Source organism: Flavobacterium tructae (genome assembly GCF_001853485.1).
Lineage (GTDB): Bacteria > Bacteroidota > Bacteroidia > Flavobacteriales > Flavobacteriaceae > Flavobacterium > Flavobacterium tructae.
Genome location: NZ_MIKE01000022.1, coordinates 584,457 through 601,276 on the forward strand (window position 1 = coordinate 584,457; position 16,820 = coordinate 601,276).

Here is a 16,820-nt window from a genome sequence, read left to right on the forward strand (position 1 = left end):
TATATCCTTTCTTTTACAGAAATTTAAAGTTATTTTTGAAGAACTTATTTCTACAAAAATGGCACGAACTCCTTCTAATATGATTCCTCTTGGAACAATTGCTCCAGATTTCAAATTAAGAGATACCAATTCGAATAATGAGTATTCATTTGACGATTTGAGGGGCTCAAAAGGTACGCTGGTTATGTTTATTTGCAACCATTGCCCATTTGTGCTTCATGTTATCAAAGAGGTTGTCATGATTGCCAATGATTATCGTGTACAGGGAATTGGTGTGATTGCGATTTCAAGCAACGATGTTAAAAACTATCCGCAAGACGGTCCCGAATTAATGACTGACTTTGCTTTTCAGAACAAGATCGATTTCCCGTATTTGTACGACGAAAGCCAGGAAGTTGCCAAAGCTTACGAAGCGGCTTGCACTCCTGATTTTTATTTATTTGACAATCAGGATCGACTGTTTTACCGTGGTCAATTGGACGATTCAAGACCCGGAAACGGAATTCCGTTAAGCGGAAGTGATCTTCGCAGTGCAATTGATGCTCTTATTTATAACAGAAGCCTGAAAGATCCGCAAAAACCAAGTATTGGCTGCAACATCAAATGGAAAACATCGCTTTAGTATTTTCAAAAAGTTTGCCTATCTTTACAAATCAAATTAATTATTCCCACAGTGACTACTATAAATCTATTTACAGTTTCTCCGGTATTGCTTTCTCTTACGAGAAGGGCATACTCGACTGTATTTATTTCACATAGTAAGGCCTTTATCAATTAGGCCTCCGTCTATTTCAATTTCTTCTCTCAGACGGAGGATTATTTTTTTTAAATTTTTCAGTTTACAATTTTCAGTTTTTAGCAGCAGTCTCCATTTACAGACCGCCAGAAATGACTGTAGCTCTAATTTGCAACTGAAAATTCTACACAGTCAACCCACAATAAATTAGAATAGATATGAAACCAACACCTACATTCTGTAAGTCAGATTATCAATTTTTAAGAGAATTGATCCTAAAAAGTAAAAATGCAACCAATGCCAAAGAAATTGGACAGCTTTCGAACGAGCTGGACCGCGCTGTTATCCGTAAAGAAAGTGAATTAGACAGCAGCACTATACGCATTAATTCCCATGTTATTATTGAAGATGTAAAAGCAAAAAAACAAATGAAAATTCAAATTGTCCTTCCTTCATTTGCAGACGTAAAAGAGGGCAAAATATCAATATTAGCGCCACTAAGTGTTGCCATTATTGGCTTTAAAAAAGACGATGTTGTCGATTGGGAATTACCGGCCGGAATAAAAACTTTAAAAATAGCAGCGGTTGACAATTCTTCTGAAAACGCTTCTTAATTTTCTAAACACCTCCCGCGTGAAGGTGTTTTTTTTATGCTTAGTTTGAAGCAAAAAAAAACTATTCAAAAATAATATGAATAGTTTTTATGCTTTTTAAATTTCAACTCCTTACAATTGAGAAGTTATATAGTTTGATATTAAAGCAATTTGAGTATCGTCTACCTTCGCTTTTTTCTGCATTCTTACCAGAATTGGCTTCCAGTCTTCCTGACTAAATTTCTTCGGATCGTATAGTTTATGGCATCTTGCACAACTGTTTTCGTACAAGTTTTTACCTTCTGCCAATGCAGGAGTTAGTTCTGTAGTTTTTGCCGTCTCAGTTGCAGCCGGAGTGGCTGTTGCAACCGGAGCTGCTTTTTTTGTACCGCACGAAATCAAAAGCAATGTCGCAGCGGTTAAAGTTAGGATCCTTAATTTCATTGTTCTTGTTTTTTAAAGTAAATATAAAAAAAATCCCATTCGGCTAGCGAATGGGATTGCTATTTAAAACAATACTAAATTGCTGTAAAGTCTTATTTTACGTCCATTAATTCAACGTCAAAAATCAAAGTTGCGTGTGGTGGAATAACTCCTCCTGCACCTGAAGCTCCGTAAGCTAAATCAGATGGAATTACAAAACGAGCTTTGTCACCTACTTGTAATAAAGCAATACCTTCGTCCCATCCTTCAATAACCTGCCCCTGACCTAATCTAAATTCGATCGGTTTTTTACGTGGGTAAGAAGAATCAAATACTTTTCCGTTTTCTAAAGAACCTTCGTAGTGTACTGCAACAGTTTTACCTGCTTCTGCTTTTTTACCTTCTCCTTTTTGGATCATTTTATAACGCAATCCACTATCTGTTTTATCAAAACCTGCAGCCAATTGCTCCATCTTTGCTTCTGATTCAGCTTTTAAAGCAGCATCACGCTTCAAACGAGCTCCTTTTAAAGAGATAAAAGCTTCGATTGCATTCCATTTTTGAGCTTCTTCACCTACTCTGATGATTTCTACTGCATCAAGATTATCTCCTTGAGCTACAGCATCCACAACATCCTGTCCTTCGATTACATGACCAAAAACAGTATGTTTTCCATCTAACCATGAAGTTGGAACGTGAGTAATGTAAAATTGAGAACCGTTACTTGCCGGACCTGAATTTGCCATTGCTAAAACTCCCGGACGATCGTGTTTCAAGCTTGGGTGAAACTCATCATCAAATTTGTATCCAGGATCTCCGGTTCCGGTTCCTTTTGGACATCCTCCCTGAATCATAAAATCAGGAATTACTCTGTGAAAAGTTAATCCGTCATAGAATTTTTGTCCTTGAGGTTTTACTTTATTTTCCATATTTCCTTCTGCAAGAGCTACAAAATTCCCTACGGTCCCAGGTGTTAAATCGTGTGTAAGTTTTACTAAAATCGAACCTTTACTAGTGTTGAATTTAGCGTATATTCCGTTTTCCATGGTTGTTATTTTTTATTTGATTGCAAATTTACAAATTAATTTTATATCAATTTATGCTTTCTGTTTTTTAGACTTTGATTTGTAAGTAAGGCCATAAACCGTAAATGCCAGTGCCGATAATCCAACACATCCAATGGTTACGGCATGCCATCCGCCCAGTTTCCATAACAACAATCCGTAAGCAGATCCGGCTGCTGTTCCTAAAAAACTAAATGACATAAAGACGGTATTCAATCGGTTTCTGGCTTCAGGAAGTAAGGAATACACGCGGGTTTGGTTTGAAATATGCACTCCCTGAATTCCGATATCAATAAATACAATTCCAATCGCAATTCCGATCACACTTTCTATTGAAAAATAAAAAACCAGAAAACTAATTAAGATCAATAAACAACCGTAACCTACCGCAATTCTTGAGTTTCCTTTGTCTCCCATTTTTCCTACTAAAGGTGCCGCCAAAGCTCCTGATGCTCCCACAATTCCAAATAGTCCAATTGTAGCACTGTTAAAACCGAATGGTTCTCCCGAAAGCAATAAAACCATAGTGGTCCAAAAGGCCCCAAATTGCGCAAAACTAAATACATTGATCAGTGTCGCTTCACGCAGAACCGGTTGTGTTTTTATAAGTGTAAAAAGCGATTGAATCAGCTGTCCGTAAGTTCCCTCAAACTGAGGTTTATTGACCGGAAATTTATTCTGAATCACAAAAAATATCAGTAAACAAATACCTGCAGCAATATAAAACATAGACCTCCAACCCAATACCTGACCGATAAATCCGCTTAAAGTTCTGGAAAGCAATATCCCCACAAGTAAACCACTCATTATGGTTCCGACTACTTTTCCGCGCTGTTCAGGCGCACTTAAAGATGCTGCCAATGGTAAAATTAACTGTGGTACAATTGAAGTAATTCCAATTAATAAAGAAGCTACCTGCAAAAGAAAGAAACTTTTTGCCGTTGCCGCAATAATTAAAGCGATTACAGAAGCAAAAGTGGTGATTAAAATTTGCTTTTTACGTTCGATTTTATCTCCCAGCGGAACCATGAAAAACAGTCCTATAGCATAACCCGCCTGGGTTAGATAGGTTATTGTTCCCGCACTGGCTTCAGGAATTTTAAATTCGTTGGCAATTAAAACAATTAAAGGTTGGCAGTAATACAGGTTTGCAACTATAAGTCCGGTGCAAGCTGCCATAAATAAGACATTCGTTTTGGATAAATTCATTTTGCAAAAATACCAATCTAATTATTACCAAAACTTTAAAAAAATTATAATTTTTAAAGGTTTCAAAACCAATTCGGTTCTTATTTTATCGCTTTTAATGGACTTTAAGCCCTTACGATTGTATAAAATCTTCTCGCATTGGACTAAAAACATCTGTCAGAAGTCCGCTTTCCAGACAAACTACTCCATGAATGGCATGAGGCGGAATGTAAAAACTATCTCCTTCCTTTAACGTTTGGGTGACTCCGCTAATGGTAACATCAAATTTACCACTGGAAACATAGGTAACCTGAGAATGATAGTGCTCGTGTAAAACTCCAATTCCGCCTTTCTCAAAATGTACATTTACTAACATCACTCTTTCATCGAAAGCCAGAATTTTACGCTTGATTCCTTCTCCTACGATCTCCCACTCAATTTCATCTCCTTTTATAAATTCTTTACTTGTTTTTAGATGCTGCATTTTCTCTGTGTTTCATTAACTTTTCGTTTCTTGCAATTTCATTAAACGATAAACGTCTTTTCGTTTCGGCTATTTTTATCAAATTTAAGCTAATCTGTTTTCTTATTACTTACTTCTAAATTAATTCTTTAAAAATAAACTTTTCATCATAATCAACTTCAGACTTCTGCAAAAAGTGAATATACTCCTCTCTCAAAGTTTTCTTTTTGTGGTGCGCTTCCTGGTTTTCAATATACCTGATTACAGTACTCAGTTGAGATTTACTGTATGAAAACGCTCCATAACCTTCCTGCCACTGAAAATGACTTTTAGACAATTTATTACTATTGATCCATTTTGAGGAATCCTGTTTAATATTTTTCATCAAATCAGAAATTGATTGCGCAGGTCTGATCCCGATCAAAATATGAATATGATCCGATACGCCATTTATCGCCAGAAGCTTATGATCATTATTTTTTATAATTCCGGTTATATATTGATACAATTCGGCTTTCCATTCTTTGTCTATTAACGAGCGTCTGAATTTCACTGCGAAAACAAAATGAATATGTATTTGGGTGTATGTGTTTGCCATTACCGATATGTAATTCCTAACGGAATAATTTTAAATCACTAAAAAAGAAAGAATAAAACTACAAATATTTTATCGTTAAATATTACTTCCCTCAATTTATTTTACTTATTAGCAAAAAAAATGCTCCGTCAGGAGCAAAATATCGGTAATCCACCGTCAACAATGTCCCGTAGGGACAACACCTCTTTTTACAGTTAGCAGCTGGCCTTAGTTTTCCTCTTCTTCAAAATTATCGAAATAGGTAAAATCTTTGGTAATCAATCCGTTTTCAATGGTAAAAATAGTGCAGATTGGCAGTTCAAATTTTGAATTATCAGGCGCTGTACCTGATGAAACAAACTCTACAATAATATGTTTGTCTCCCGACGGATAAACCTGAATCACTTTATCATGCAAATCCGGAAATGTAGCATTTAGTTCTGCATACTTATCCGCAATTTGTTTACGGGTTTGTTTTACAATCCCCGCTCCTAGTGAAGGGTCTTTAAAATCAGCGGTATCCGTGTACATTTCTGACATCTTCTTCCAGTCGTGGTTGTTAAAATGTTCAAAATACTGTTTAATTAATTGTTCGTTTTTTGTGGCATCCATAGGTTTTGATTGATTTTGATTGTTACAGGAAATAATTAGAAAAAACACCATTAACATTGCTATTTTTCTCATGATTTATCATTTTAAGTTACTCAAGATCAGCATAAAGAGAACATAAATATACTGAAATGATTTTCACCGCAGTAATAAATCAGCGCTATTTTCTGATAAAAAACAATCAATCCGTTTATTTTACAGCAATCGTTTGTGGCGGCTGCTGTTGTTTATCGGTTTTATACAAATAAATTTTCCCGTCTTTATGGGTGTATATATAAGTGTAATTCCAATAGTTTAAACCCGCAATTCTGGTACCTTCACTTGTATTTGTATTTGCATATACCTGATCTGCATAAATTAATATTTCCCCATGATCCTGATTGTTTATAGTACGTATGGGAGGTCCCCACGCCTTTATAAGATTATTTTTAGACTGACCAATCCATTGATCGTTTGCATTTTTAGCTGTTGAACATGCCTGTAAAATCAATAGAACAGTTACTACTAATAGCTTTTTCATGGGATTTTATTTTTTGATGATTGAATCGTAATATTACTTAAAATTAGGCATCTTTTTTTTACATTTTGACTGCTTTATGTTATATAATTGTCACATATTTAACTGTATCACAAACACTTAAATACAAATCATCAAATAACACACCCGTTAATAATTCATTCTGAGCAGTCTCTTAATTATTTTCTCTCATTTTCAAATCTTGAAAATTCACAAAAATTAACTTTGTATCTTTGCATCTTAGAACTATTGAAGAAAAAAAATGCGAATTGACATTATTACAATTTTACCTGAATTATTAAAGAGTCCGTTTGAGGCTTCGATTATGAAACGTGCCATAGACAAAGGTTTAGTAGAAGTTCATTTTCATAATTTGCGTGATTACACCACAAATAGACAAAAAAGTGTTGACGATTATCCGTTTGGCGGAGGTGCCGGAATGGTAATGACAGTTCAGCCTATTGATGACTGTATCACACATTTAAAAAGTCAGCGTGAGTATGATGAAATTATCTATATGTCACCTGATGGAGAAACTCTAAATCAAAAAATGGCCAATACAATGTCGATGTATGAAAACATTATCATTCTCTGCGGACATTATAAAGGGGTAGATCAACGTGTTCGTGACCATTTTATTACCAAAGAAATTTCAATTGGCGATTATGTGTTATCCGGTGGAGAATTAGGCGCTTTAGTATTATCTGATGCTTTAATCCGATTGATTCCCGGTGTTTTGAGCGACGAAACTTCAGCATTGACTGATAGTTTTCAGGACAATCTGCTTTCGGGCCCTATATACACAAGACCTGCAGATTATAAAGGCTGGAAAGTGCCCGAAGTATTAACGAGCGGACATTTTGCTAAAATTGACAAATGGCGCGAGGATATGGCCTACGAACATACTAAAAACAGACGCCCGGATTTATTGGAAGAAAAATAAAAAATATTCCCTTCTCATTTATTTTTAGTGATTCTTCTCCATCATACTTGAAAGCTGTAATTATCGTTATCTTTTTTGTTACTTCTTTCTAAAAGATAAAAAATGAGCGATTTTAATCTGAAACATATTTATAATACACGGAATTATATTGAGATGAATTACAATCAAATCATCTCAATAAATTCTCTGGAGCGTATTTCCTGTTACTCCTACAGGAATTTGCAACGCATTTTTTATTCTTTATTTAATGAAACCATCGGCGCTTATCAAACCCGATTGAAAGTAGAAAACGGATACAAAAAACTGATCTACTCCAACAAACAAATCTCAGAAATTGCACTTGAAGTAGGTTTTGCCGATGTACAGTCTTTTTCAAAAACCTTCAAAAAACATTTCGACTGTGCTCCTTCACTAGCCCGCAATCAAAAAGAACTTTTATTAAACGATACAGGTATTCTTCAATCTTTTACCTCCTTTTTAAAGCCTGAAATACTTGTAATTCCTGAAACAGCTGTTTATTACCTTAGCTCCAAAACGCATTATATTAATCCGGAAATAGAAAATCTTTGGGACACTCTTTTAAAAAATGAATTCCCTGAGACGGATGCTCGCTTCTTCGGAGTTATAACGGATGACATTTTAATTACCGAAAAAATAAATTGTACTTACGAAGCCTGCATTGCGACAACTGCTGTTCTTAAAAATCTTCCAAAGAAGCAAATTTTTGGAGGCAAATATGCTCGCTTTTTTCACCATGGAAGCTACAACACCCTTGAAGAAACGTATAATCAAATCTTTGGCGGTTGGTTTCTAACCCATGATTTTGAACTTTCACATTTGCCTGTTATTGAACAATACCTAAAAACCAGCGACAATTGTGATAACGAATCTGACTATCTCACAGCGATTTTTATTCCGCTTATTTGATTTGTCCATTTTGGACAACTAACCGTTTATCGCTTGATACTATCTTTGCCTCGTCAAAACACTAGTAACACAATGACAATAAACAAGTTAATCCACAACAAACTCAAATTAAGATGAAAAAATTATTTCTACCAATAGTACTACTTCCTTTATTCACTTCCTGTCAGGAAGACGGAATGTCTGCAACACCTAACGAACCAACTGAATCCATTAAAAGTGAGATTATGTATGCCATGCCTGAAGAATCTGCTCCGCATGAAGGAACCTGGCTGCAATGGCCACACCAATATCAATACGGTATTAACTATAGAGATGATTTGGATGCTACATGGGTTGCTATGACGAAATCATTGTCGACAAGTGAAAAGGTGCATATCGTTGCTTATAATACCAACGAAAAGAACAGAATTACAACTTTATTACAAAATGCAGGAGTTTCTCTTTCTGCCATCGATTTTAAAATCTATAAAACGGATGATGTTTGGGTACGAGATAATGGACCTATTTATGTAAAAGACAAAAACAATCAACTGGTAATTCAGGACTGGGGCTTTAATGGCTGGGGAGAAAAAGCTGATTTTAAAAATTGCAACACCATACCAGCACAAATTGCCGCAGATCAAAACACAACTGTTGTAGATTTGAATGCAATCATGATCAACGAAGGCGGAGCTGTAGAAATAGATGGAAAAGGAACCTTATTAGCTACGAAAAGCTCAATTCTGAACTCAAATCGTAATCCTGGAATGAGTCAGGCACAAGCTGAAGCCATTTTTAAAAAATATTTAGGAGTGTCTAACTTCATCTGGCTTAACGGAAAAGCAGGAAAAGAAATTACCGACATGCACATTGACGGGTTTGCACGATTTGGTAATGACAACACCATCGTAACGATGAGCGAAGATGATTTATTGTACTGGGAAGTACCAGAAGGAGACATTCCTACTTTGTACAATTCAAAAGATTTAAAAGGTAAAAAATACAATTTCCTAAAACTGCCTTTGACTCAAAACAAAGTGATAACGACCTATGGAAAAAAATTAGGCTACAAAGGTTCTTATGTTAACTACTACATTGGAAACACGGTTGTATTGGTTCCTAATTACAATGATCCTAATGATGCTGTTGCCAATCAACTGATTCAAAGCTTGTATCCTAACAGAAAAGTAATCGGTATCGACGTTCGTAATTTGTACGCTAACGGGGGAATGATCCACTGTGTGACGCAGCAGCAGCCAAAATAAAAAGTTTCTTTTGTTTCAGGTTTCAAGTTTCAGGTTCTTATGATCCGTAATCAAAACCTGAAACTTGAAACCTGAAACTCTTAACCTTCAATTTATCAGCAACTTAAAATAATTTACATTTTATAATTCATAATTTACAATTATTTTTTACATTTGCACCCGAATTAGACTAACCTCTGGCGAAATACGTGAATGTTACTCTAAATAAACAATAATAAAAATTATCATGGCAGATTTATTAAAGTTCGTTCAAAACGAATTCGTTGCTAAAAAAGATTTCCCTGTTTTCGGAGCTGGAGATACTATCACAGTTTACTACGAAATTAAAGAGGGTGAAAAAACAAGAACTCAGTTTTTTAAAGGAGTTGTTATTCAAAGAAGAGGTTCTGGTAACACAGAAACTTTCACTATTCGTAAAATGTCTGGAGCTATTGGAGTTGAGCGTATCTTCCCGGTAAACTTACCAGCTTTACAAAAAATTGAAATCAACAAAAAAGGAGCTGTACGTAGAGCTAGAATTTTCTACTTCAGAGAACTTACTGGTAAAAAAGCTAAGATTAAAGATAAAAGAAGATAATCATTTATCTATTGGTTATAAAAAACTCGTTTCATATCATTTGAAACGAGTTTTTTTTTGGACTTCATTTTCAGAATGCCAAAACCGTAATTTTTTAATACCAAAATCGTCGATTTGACAATTTAACGACCCCGAAATAACAATCTGATAATTTCGGCATTTCTCCTGAAAACTACACCGTTTTCGGACTGTTTTTATTATATTTGCTCCGCTCATTCTGAGCCGACTATACCTTTTACATTGCCATTCTCTGGCGATACGATTATAAAAAAAAAAAAAAATGACACAGAATTCGAAAATCTATTACACCTTAACTGATGAGGCGCCCTTGTTAGCGACTTATTCTTTTTTACCTATTGTTCAAGCATTTACGGGTACTGCTGGTATCGCTATTGAAACCAGAGACATCTCTTTGGCTGGCAGAATTTTATCTAATTTTCCTGAGCTTCTAACAGCTGCTCAAAAAACCGGAGATGCCTTGGCTGAATTAGGTCAGTTGGCAACACAGCCTGATGCTAACATCATCAAATTACCAAACATTTCTGCATCGGTACCGCAATTAAAAGCGGCTATTGCTGAGTTAAAGTCACATGGTTACGGAATTCCAAATTATCCTGAAGATCCGCAAAATGATGCCGAAAAGGAAATTAAAGCAAAATATGCTAAAGTTTTAGGTTCTGCTGTAAACCCGGTTTTACGTGAAGGAAACTCTGATCGTAGAGCACCACGAGCAGTAAAAAACTTTGCAAAATCAAATCCACACTCCATGGGTGCCTGGTCTGCTGATTCTAAAACAAAAGTAGCTTCAATGCCAAGCGGTGATTTCTACGGAAGTGAAAAATCGCTTACAGTTGCAGAAGCTAACGATGTAAAAATTGAATTCGTTGCAAAAGACGGTACAACTACTGTATTAAAAGCCAGTACTCCGCTTAAAGCAGGTGAGATCATTGACAGTTCTGTTTTAAGTGTAAAAAAATTAAAAGCTTTTGCTGCTGATGCTATCGCTGATGCTAAAAAAGAAGGTGTTTTACTTTCGGTACACTTAAAAGCAACCATGATGAAAGTATCAGATCCAATTATCTTTGGCGCTATCGTTGAAGTATACTTTGCTGATCTTTTCAAAAAATACGAAACTTTATTTGCAGAATTAAACATTGACACCAGAAATGGTTTAGGTGATATCTATGCAAAAATTGCAGGAAGACCTGAACAAGCGGAAGTGGAAGCTGACATTACTAAAGCAATCGAAAACGGTCCTGCTTTGGCAATGGTGAATTCTGATAAAGGAATTACAAACTTACACGTACCTTCGGATGTAATTGTTGATGCTTCTATGCCGGCAATGATTCGTACTTCAGGACAGATGTACAATAAAGAAGGTAAACAACAAGACACAATCGCAGTTATTCCGGATCGCTCTTACGCTGGAATTTACACGGCTACTATCGATTTCTGTAAAAAACACGGTGCTTTTGATCCTAAAACAATGGGAAGTGTTCCTAACGTAGGTTTAATGGCTCAAAAAGCAGAAGAATACGGATCTCACGACAAAACATTCCAAATTAAAGCTGACGGAGTTGTTCGTGTAACAGACAACAAAGGAACTGTTTTAATGGAACAAAACGTTGAAACTAATGATATTTTCAGAATGTGTCAGGCCAAAGACGCTCCAATTCAGGACTGGGTTAAACTAGCTGTAAACAGAGCTCGTTTATCTGATACTCCTGCTGTTTTCTGGTTAGACGAAAACAGAGCACATGACAGAGAATTGATCGCAAAAGTTCAAAAATATTTAAAAGATCACAATACCGTAAATCTGGATATTCGCATCTTAAACCCAGTTGCTGCTACTGAATTTACTTTAGACAGAATCATCAAAGGTTTAGACACCATCTCTGTAACCGGAAACGTTTTACGTGATTATTTAACGGATTTATTCCCAATTCTGGAATTAGGAACTTCTGCAAAAATGTTATCTATCGTTCCGTTAATGAACGGTGGTGGATTGTTTGAAACAGGTGCCGGAGGTTCTGCTCCAAAACACGTAGAGCAATTTACAGAAGAAGGATATTTACGTTGGGATTCATTAGGAGAATTTTTAGCGCTTGGTGCTTCTTTAGAGCATTTAGGACAAACTTTAGACAATTCTAAAGCAATTGTTCTGTCTGAAACTTTAGATCAGGCAAATGATAAATTCCTTGCCAATGATAAATCTCCAGCTCGTAAAGTAGGTCAGATTGACAACCGTGGTTCTCATTTTTACCTTGCATACTACTGGGCTCAGGCTTTGGCTGCTCAAAACAAAGATGCTGAATTAAAAGCGATCTTCACTCCAATTGCTGCTGAATTTGAAGCTAACGAAGCTAAAATCGATGCTGAATTAATTGATGCACAAGGAAAGTCTCAAACGATTGGAGGTTATTACCAACCAACTCCGGAGTTAGTAAGCAAAGCAATGCGACCAAGCGAAACATTCAACTCTATTATTGCTCAAATAAAATAGCAGTATAAAATAATAGAGAGATAAAAACATCTCTTCACTAAAAAGACAACTTTCAACAGTTGTCTTTTTTTTATGAATTGAACTAAAAAAAAACTTTGAACCTCCGCACCTGTGTACCTTTGAACCTTAGAGAAAAAGTGATTCTTAACTTATGTTTAACAATTGTTGTGCAAAAATATTTAACAAGAATCGTTAACTATGTAACTCAAAACCAAGATAATGACCACCAAAAAAATAACTGCTTTTTTATTTTTCTTCTTTACTATTCTAACATCATTTTCTCAGGAAAAATTTACACTGAGCGGTACCATCACCGACTTTAAAAACAATGAAACTTTAATTGGCGTAAACCTCTATATTCCAGCCTTAAAAATTGGCACTACCACCAATGAATATGGTTTTTATTCCCTAACTGTTCCAAAGGGAGAGCATCAAATTGAAATTAGCTATGTTGGTTATCAAACTCTTCAAAAAACCATTGCTTTAAATCAAAACACTAAAAATAATTTTGCCATTACCGAAAGCGGTGAAGAACTTAAAGAGGTCATAATTACCGATAATAAAAGTAAAATCAACATCAAATCGCCTGAGATGAGTGCCAATAAACTCTCTATTGCCACCATCAAAAGAATGCCGGTTGTTTTGGGTGAAGTCGATGTCATAAAATCAATTTTATTGCTCCCGGGAGTCACAAATGCAGGTGAAGGCGCTTCGGGGTTCAATGTACGTGGCGGAGGTGCCGATCAGAATTTGATTTTGCTGGACGAAGCTACTATCTTTAATTCTTCTCACGTATTTGGTTTTTTCTCCGTTTTTAATCCGGATGCCATCAAAGATTTAAAATTATATAAGGGAGGAATTCCGGCTCGTTATGGCGGAAGAGCCTCTTCTGTTTTAGACATTTATCAAAAAGACGGAAACAGCAAAGAGTTTCACGTCAATGGTGGAATTGGATTAATTTCAAGTCGAATTTTAGCCGAAGGTCCGCTAGTGAAAGACAAAGGTTCTTTCCTGATTGGAGGAAGAGCTTCTTACGCTCATTTATTTCTAAAGTTATCCGAAGATCAAAAAAACAACGCTGCTTATTTCTATGATTTGAACACTAAATTGAGTTATAAGCTAAACGAAAACAACAGCTTGTATTTATCGGGTTATTTTGGCCGCGACGTATTTAGTCTGAACAAGAGTTTTACCAATATCTACGGAAATTCGACCCTAAACCTGCGTTGGAATCACTTGTACTCTGATAAGCTATTTGCCAATTTATCTCTAATTTACAGCGATTACTATTACGGTCTTGACTTAGATTTTGTAGGCTTTAAATGGGACTCCGGAATTAAAAATTATAACATCAAGTATGATTTCAAAAACTATGTCTCGGATAAATTCAAACTGAACTATGGTTTAAACGGAATTTACTATGAATTTAATCCCGGAACCATTAAACCAAGTAATGAAAAATCCGGAATTAATCCGGACCAGCTGGACAAAAAATATGCTTTTGAACCTTCAGTTTATATCGAAGCCGAGAATCAGCTTTCCAAAAAACTCACACTTGCTTATGGCTTGCGCTACAGTCTTTTCTACCGCTTAGGTACTTCTACTATTAATTATTACAACAATAATGAGGCTGTAACCTTCAATAATAATATGCAGATTTACGAAAAAGGAATCCCTGTCTCAACAAAATACTTCGGTAAAAACAAGGTCATTCAGGATTACAACAATTTCGAACCGCGACTTTCGGTTTCTTATCAGTTAAACGACGATCAGGCTATTAAAGCAAGCTATAACCGCATGGCGCAGTATCTTCAATTGATTTCGAATACCTCATCACCTACTCCGCTTGACGTGTGGATGCCTAGTGACAACTACATCAAACCCCAGATTGCAGATCAGGTTGCTTTGGGCTATTTTAGAAATATTAATAATGGCGCCTATACCGTTGAAGTCGAAACCTATTATAAAAAGATTCAAAACCGACTCGATTATATCGATGGTGCTGATTTGATCGCTAATGATGCGATCGAACAAATAGTTCTGAACGGAAGAATGAGAGCTTACGGTGTCGAATTTATGCTTAAGAAAAACGAAGGCAAATTCAACGGATGGATTTCCTATACTTTATCCAAATCACAACAGCAGACTCCGGGAAGAACTTCCGAGGAAATCGGTATCAACAACGGACAATGGTACAGTTCTGCCTATGATAAAACGCATAATTTAGCCGTAACATCAGCCTATAACCTGAACGAGAAATGGTCTTTTGGAGCTAATTTTGCGCTTCAGTCAGGACAGCCTGTTACCTATCCAAATGGGCAATATCAGTATTTAGGAATCACGGTACCTAGCTATGGTTTAAGAAACGACAACCGTTTGCCGGCCTATCATCATTTAGATGTTTCGGCAACTTTGACACCCCGAAGAAACAAAGACAGAAAATGGAAAGCAGAATGGGTTTTTAGTATTTACAATTTATACAACCGCCAGAATGCAGCCTCGATTAATTTCCGCCAAAATACTGATACCGCTGCAAATGAAGCCGTAAAAACTTCAATTTTCGGAATTGTTCCTGCTGTTAGCTATAATTTTAAATTTTAAGACCTCCTTTCCCTCCAAAGAAAATAAAAGACCGATCATGAAAAAAGCAACTCTATTAATTGTCCTTTTTATATCCATTTTCTTCACCGCCTGTGAAGAAGTTGTGGATGTTAATCTGGATACTGCTCCGCCAAAATTAGTTATAGAAGCGGCAATAAACTGGCAAAAAGGAACTACAGGAAAGCAACAAACCATAAAACTGACCACCACTACAGGTTATTTTCAAAATGTTATTCCAATTGTTTCGGGTGCAACCGTATTTATCACGAACAGCCAGAACATAAAGTTCAATTTTAGTGAAGTTCCGAAAACCGGACGCTATGTTTGCTCAAATTTTATTCCGGTAATCGACGAACTCTATACCTTAACGGTGATTTCCGGCGGAATTACTTATACTGCCACTGAATCTATGAAATCAGTCGCTCCCATAAACCGGGTGGAGCAAAACAATCAGGGCGGTTTATCAGGAAAAAAAGTGGAAACCCGTGCTTATTTTAACGATCCTGCCAATGCCGATAATTTTTATCTTTTTAAATATGTATATTCGACGAAAATTACTTCAACTTATTACGTTACTGAAGACAAATTTTTTCAGGGAAATGAATATTTCAGCACTTCAGATGATGACGATTTAAAAGTTGGTAATGAAGTCGAAATGACGCATTACGGCATCTCTAAACAATATTACAATTATATGAGTATTCTGGTGAGTATTGCCGGAAACAATGTTGGCGGACCTTTTCAGTCTCCTCCCGCAACCGTAAGAGGAAATATTATCAATACGGCCGATAAAGCTAATTTTCCGTTAGGTTATTTTTCGCTTAGTGAAACCGATTACAAAAAATATAAAATTCAATAATCAGTAAAAAATGGAAGCCAGAATTCAGATTTTATCCGAAAAAAAACTAATTGGTAAATACGTAATAATGTCGTTTTTGGAAAACAAAACTCATGAATTATGGAGTTCGTTTATGCCGAAACGAAAAGAAATTAAAAACATGGTCGATGCCGACTTGTATTCTCTGGAAGTTTTTCCAACGGCACATTTTGACAATTTTGATCCCGGAAATACCTTCGAAAAATGGGCCGCAGTCGAAGTCTCTGCATTTGATGAAGTGCCACAGGAAATGAAATCTTTGGTAATTCCTGAGGGACTGTATGCCGTTTTTGTTCATAAAGGCCCTCAAAGTGAAGGCCACAAAACGTATCGTGAAATTTTTGTAGATTGGCTCCCCAATTCAGCGTATACGGTTGATGAAAGACCGCACTTTGCCATAATGGGTGAAAAATACAAAAAAGAAGATCCGGATTCCGAAGAAGAAATCTGGATTCCGATAACCCAAAAAGCTTAAAATCATGTTGATCGATACCTTAAAAATTCTTTTTAACAGAGACCTGAACAAATTAAAAGTTGAAATCGAATCCTATCAAAACGAAGCTCTGATTTGGACAATTGCACCGGATATTTCCAATTCAGCCGGAAATCTTTGTTTGCATCTGATGGGAAACATAAATACTTATATTGGCGCCGAATTAGGAAAAACAGATTATGTTCGTGATCGTCCATTGGAATTTTCCCTGAAAGATATTCCAAGATCTGAGCTCATCAGCAAAATTGAGCATACTATTTTGGTGGTAAACAACACCTTTGATAGCCTAACCGAAGCCGATTTAGAGCTTATTTATCCGCAAATTGTTTTCGAAAAAGAAATGACAACCGGTTTCTTTTTAGTGCATCTTTCTACCCATTTAGCCTATCATTTAGGGCAAATCAATTACCACAGAAGATTATTATAACTTAAATTTAAGGCTACAAAAAATAAGAAGAAACAATTGTTTTTTTGTCTGTACAAAT

At 35.9% G+C, this 16,820-nt stretch carries 18 protein-coding genes; 11 read left to right on the forward strand and 7 right to left on the reverse strand.

The features are described 5' to 3' along the window. Positions 1–58 precede the first annotated feature (58 nt). Both BHE19_RS10225 and BHE19_RS10230 read left to right on the forward strand, forming a co-directional pair. On the forward strand, positions 59–622 hold the full coding sequence (locus tag BHE19_RS10225) for a thioredoxin family protein (protein WP_070907019.1): 564 nt from the start codon (positions 59–61) through the stop codon (positions 620–622). 332 nt (positions 623–954) lie between these two features. Next, entirely contained in the window at positions 955–1,350 is a 396-nt protein-coding gene (locus BHE19_RS10230; protein WP_017495423.1) for a GreA/GreB family elongation factor, read from the forward strand. Positions 1,351–1,461: 111 nt separating this feature from the next. Here BHE19_RS10230 and BHE19_RS10235 read toward each other — a convergent pair whose 3' ends face one another. From BHE19_RS10235 to BHE19_RS10265, 7 genes are all read right to left on the reverse strand, one after another. After that, entirely contained in the window at positions 1,462–1,773 is a 312-nt protein-coding gene (locus BHE19_RS10235) for a c-type cytochrome (RefSeq protein WP_070907020.1), read from the reverse strand. Positions 1,774–1,865: 92 nt separating this feature from the next. Further along, positions 1,866–2,798: a peptidylprolyl isomerase gene (locus tag BHE19_RS10240; protein ID WP_017495425.1), complete on the reverse strand. Its 933-nt coding sequence runs from the start codon at positions 2,796–2,798 to the stop codon at positions 1,866–1,868. A gap of 51 nt (positions 2,799–2,849) precedes the next feature. Next, positions 2,850–3,995, reverse strand: coding sequence for an MFS transporter (locus BHE19_RS10245; RefSeq protein ID WP_017495426.1), 1,146 nt, complete (start codon positions 3,993–3,995; stop codon positions 2,850–2,852). A gap of 142 nt (positions 3,996–4,137) precedes the next feature. After that, complete coding sequence (locus BHE19_RS10250; RefSeq protein ID WP_070907021.1) at positions 4,138–4,488, reverse strand: cupin domain-containing protein; 351 nt, start codon at positions 4,486–4,488, stop codon at positions 4,138–4,140. Positions 4,489–4,603: 115 nt separating this feature from the next. Next, complete coding sequence (gene tnpA / locus BHE19_RS10255; RefSeq protein ID WP_070907022.1) at positions 4,604–5,065, reverse strand: IS200/IS605 family transposase; 462 nt, start codon at positions 5,063–5,065, stop codon at positions 4,604–4,606. Positions 5,066–5,272: 207 nt separating this feature from the next. After that, complete coding sequence (locus tag BHE19_RS10260; RefSeq protein WP_070907023.1) at positions 5,273–5,728, reverse strand: nuclear transport factor 2 family protein; 456 nt, start codon at positions 5,726–5,728, stop codon at positions 5,273–5,275. Positions 5,729–5,843: 115 nt separating this feature from the next. Beyond that, on the reverse strand, positions 5,844–6,173 hold the full coding sequence (locus tag BHE19_RS10265) for a hypothetical protein (protein ID WP_070907024.1): 330 nt from the start codon (positions 6,171–6,173) through the stop codon (positions 5,844–5,846). A gap of 259 nt (positions 6,174–6,432) precedes the next feature. Between BHE19_RS10265 and trmD the strand changes: the two genes are divergently transcribed. From trmD to BHE19_RS10310, 9 genes are all read left to right on the forward strand, one after another. Continuing rightward, positions 6,433–7,113 (forward strand): tRNA (guanosine(37)-N1)-methyltransferase TrmD, encoded by a 681-nt coding sequence (gene trmD / locus BHE19_RS10270; RefSeq protein ID WP_017495431.1) that lies wholly within the window; start codon positions 6,433–6,435, stop codon positions 7,111–7,113. Positions 7,114–7,215: 102 nt separating this feature from the next. After that, positions 7,216–8,040: an AraC family transcriptional regulator gene (locus BHE19_RS10275; RefSeq protein ID WP_070907025.1), complete on the forward strand. Its 825-nt coding sequence runs from the start codon at positions 7,216–7,218 to the stop codon at positions 8,038–8,040. Positions 8,041–8,153: 113 nt separating this feature from the next. Beyond that, complete coding sequence (locus BHE19_RS10280) at positions 8,154–9,284, forward strand: agmatine deiminase family protein (RefSeq protein WP_070907026.1); 1,131 nt, start codon at positions 8,154–8,156, stop codon at positions 9,282–9,284. A gap of 226 nt (positions 9,285–9,510) precedes the next feature. Continuing rightward, positions 9,511–9,861: a 50S ribosomal protein L19 gene (rplS, locus tag BHE19_RS10285; RefSeq protein ID WP_017495434.1), complete on the forward strand. Its 351-nt coding sequence runs from the start codon at positions 9,511–9,513 to the stop codon at positions 9,859–9,861. A 280-nt stretch (positions 9,862–10,141) separates the two neighbouring features. Further along, positions 10,142–12,364, forward strand: coding sequence for an NADP-dependent isocitrate dehydrogenase (locus BHE19_RS10290; RefSeq protein ID WP_070907027.1), 2,223 nt, complete (start codon positions 10,142–10,144; stop codon positions 12,362–12,364). Between the two features lie 219 nt (positions 12,365–12,583). Next, positions 12,584–14,965, forward strand: coding sequence for a TonB-dependent receptor (locus BHE19_RS10295; RefSeq protein WP_070907028.1), 2,382 nt, complete (start codon positions 12,584–12,586; stop codon positions 14,963–14,965). Between the two features lie 37 nt (positions 14,966–15,002). Next, positions 15,003–15,824 (forward strand): DUF4249 domain-containing protein, encoded by an 822-nt coding sequence (locus BHE19_RS10300; RefSeq protein ID WP_070907150.1) that lies wholly within the window; start codon positions 15,003–15,005, stop codon positions 15,822–15,824. 10 nt (positions 15,825–15,834) lie between these two features. Continuing rightward, on the forward strand, positions 15,835–16,317 hold the full coding sequence (locus BHE19_RS10305; protein ID WP_070907029.1) for a GyrI-like domain-containing protein: 483 nt from the start codon (positions 15,835–15,837) through the stop codon (positions 16,315–16,317). Positions 16,318–16,321: 4 nt separating this feature from the next. Continuing rightward, entirely contained in the window at positions 16,322–16,762 is a 441-nt protein-coding gene (locus BHE19_RS10310; RefSeq protein ID WP_070907030.1) for a DinB family protein, read from the forward strand. Positions 16,763–16,820 lie beyond the last annotated feature (58 nt).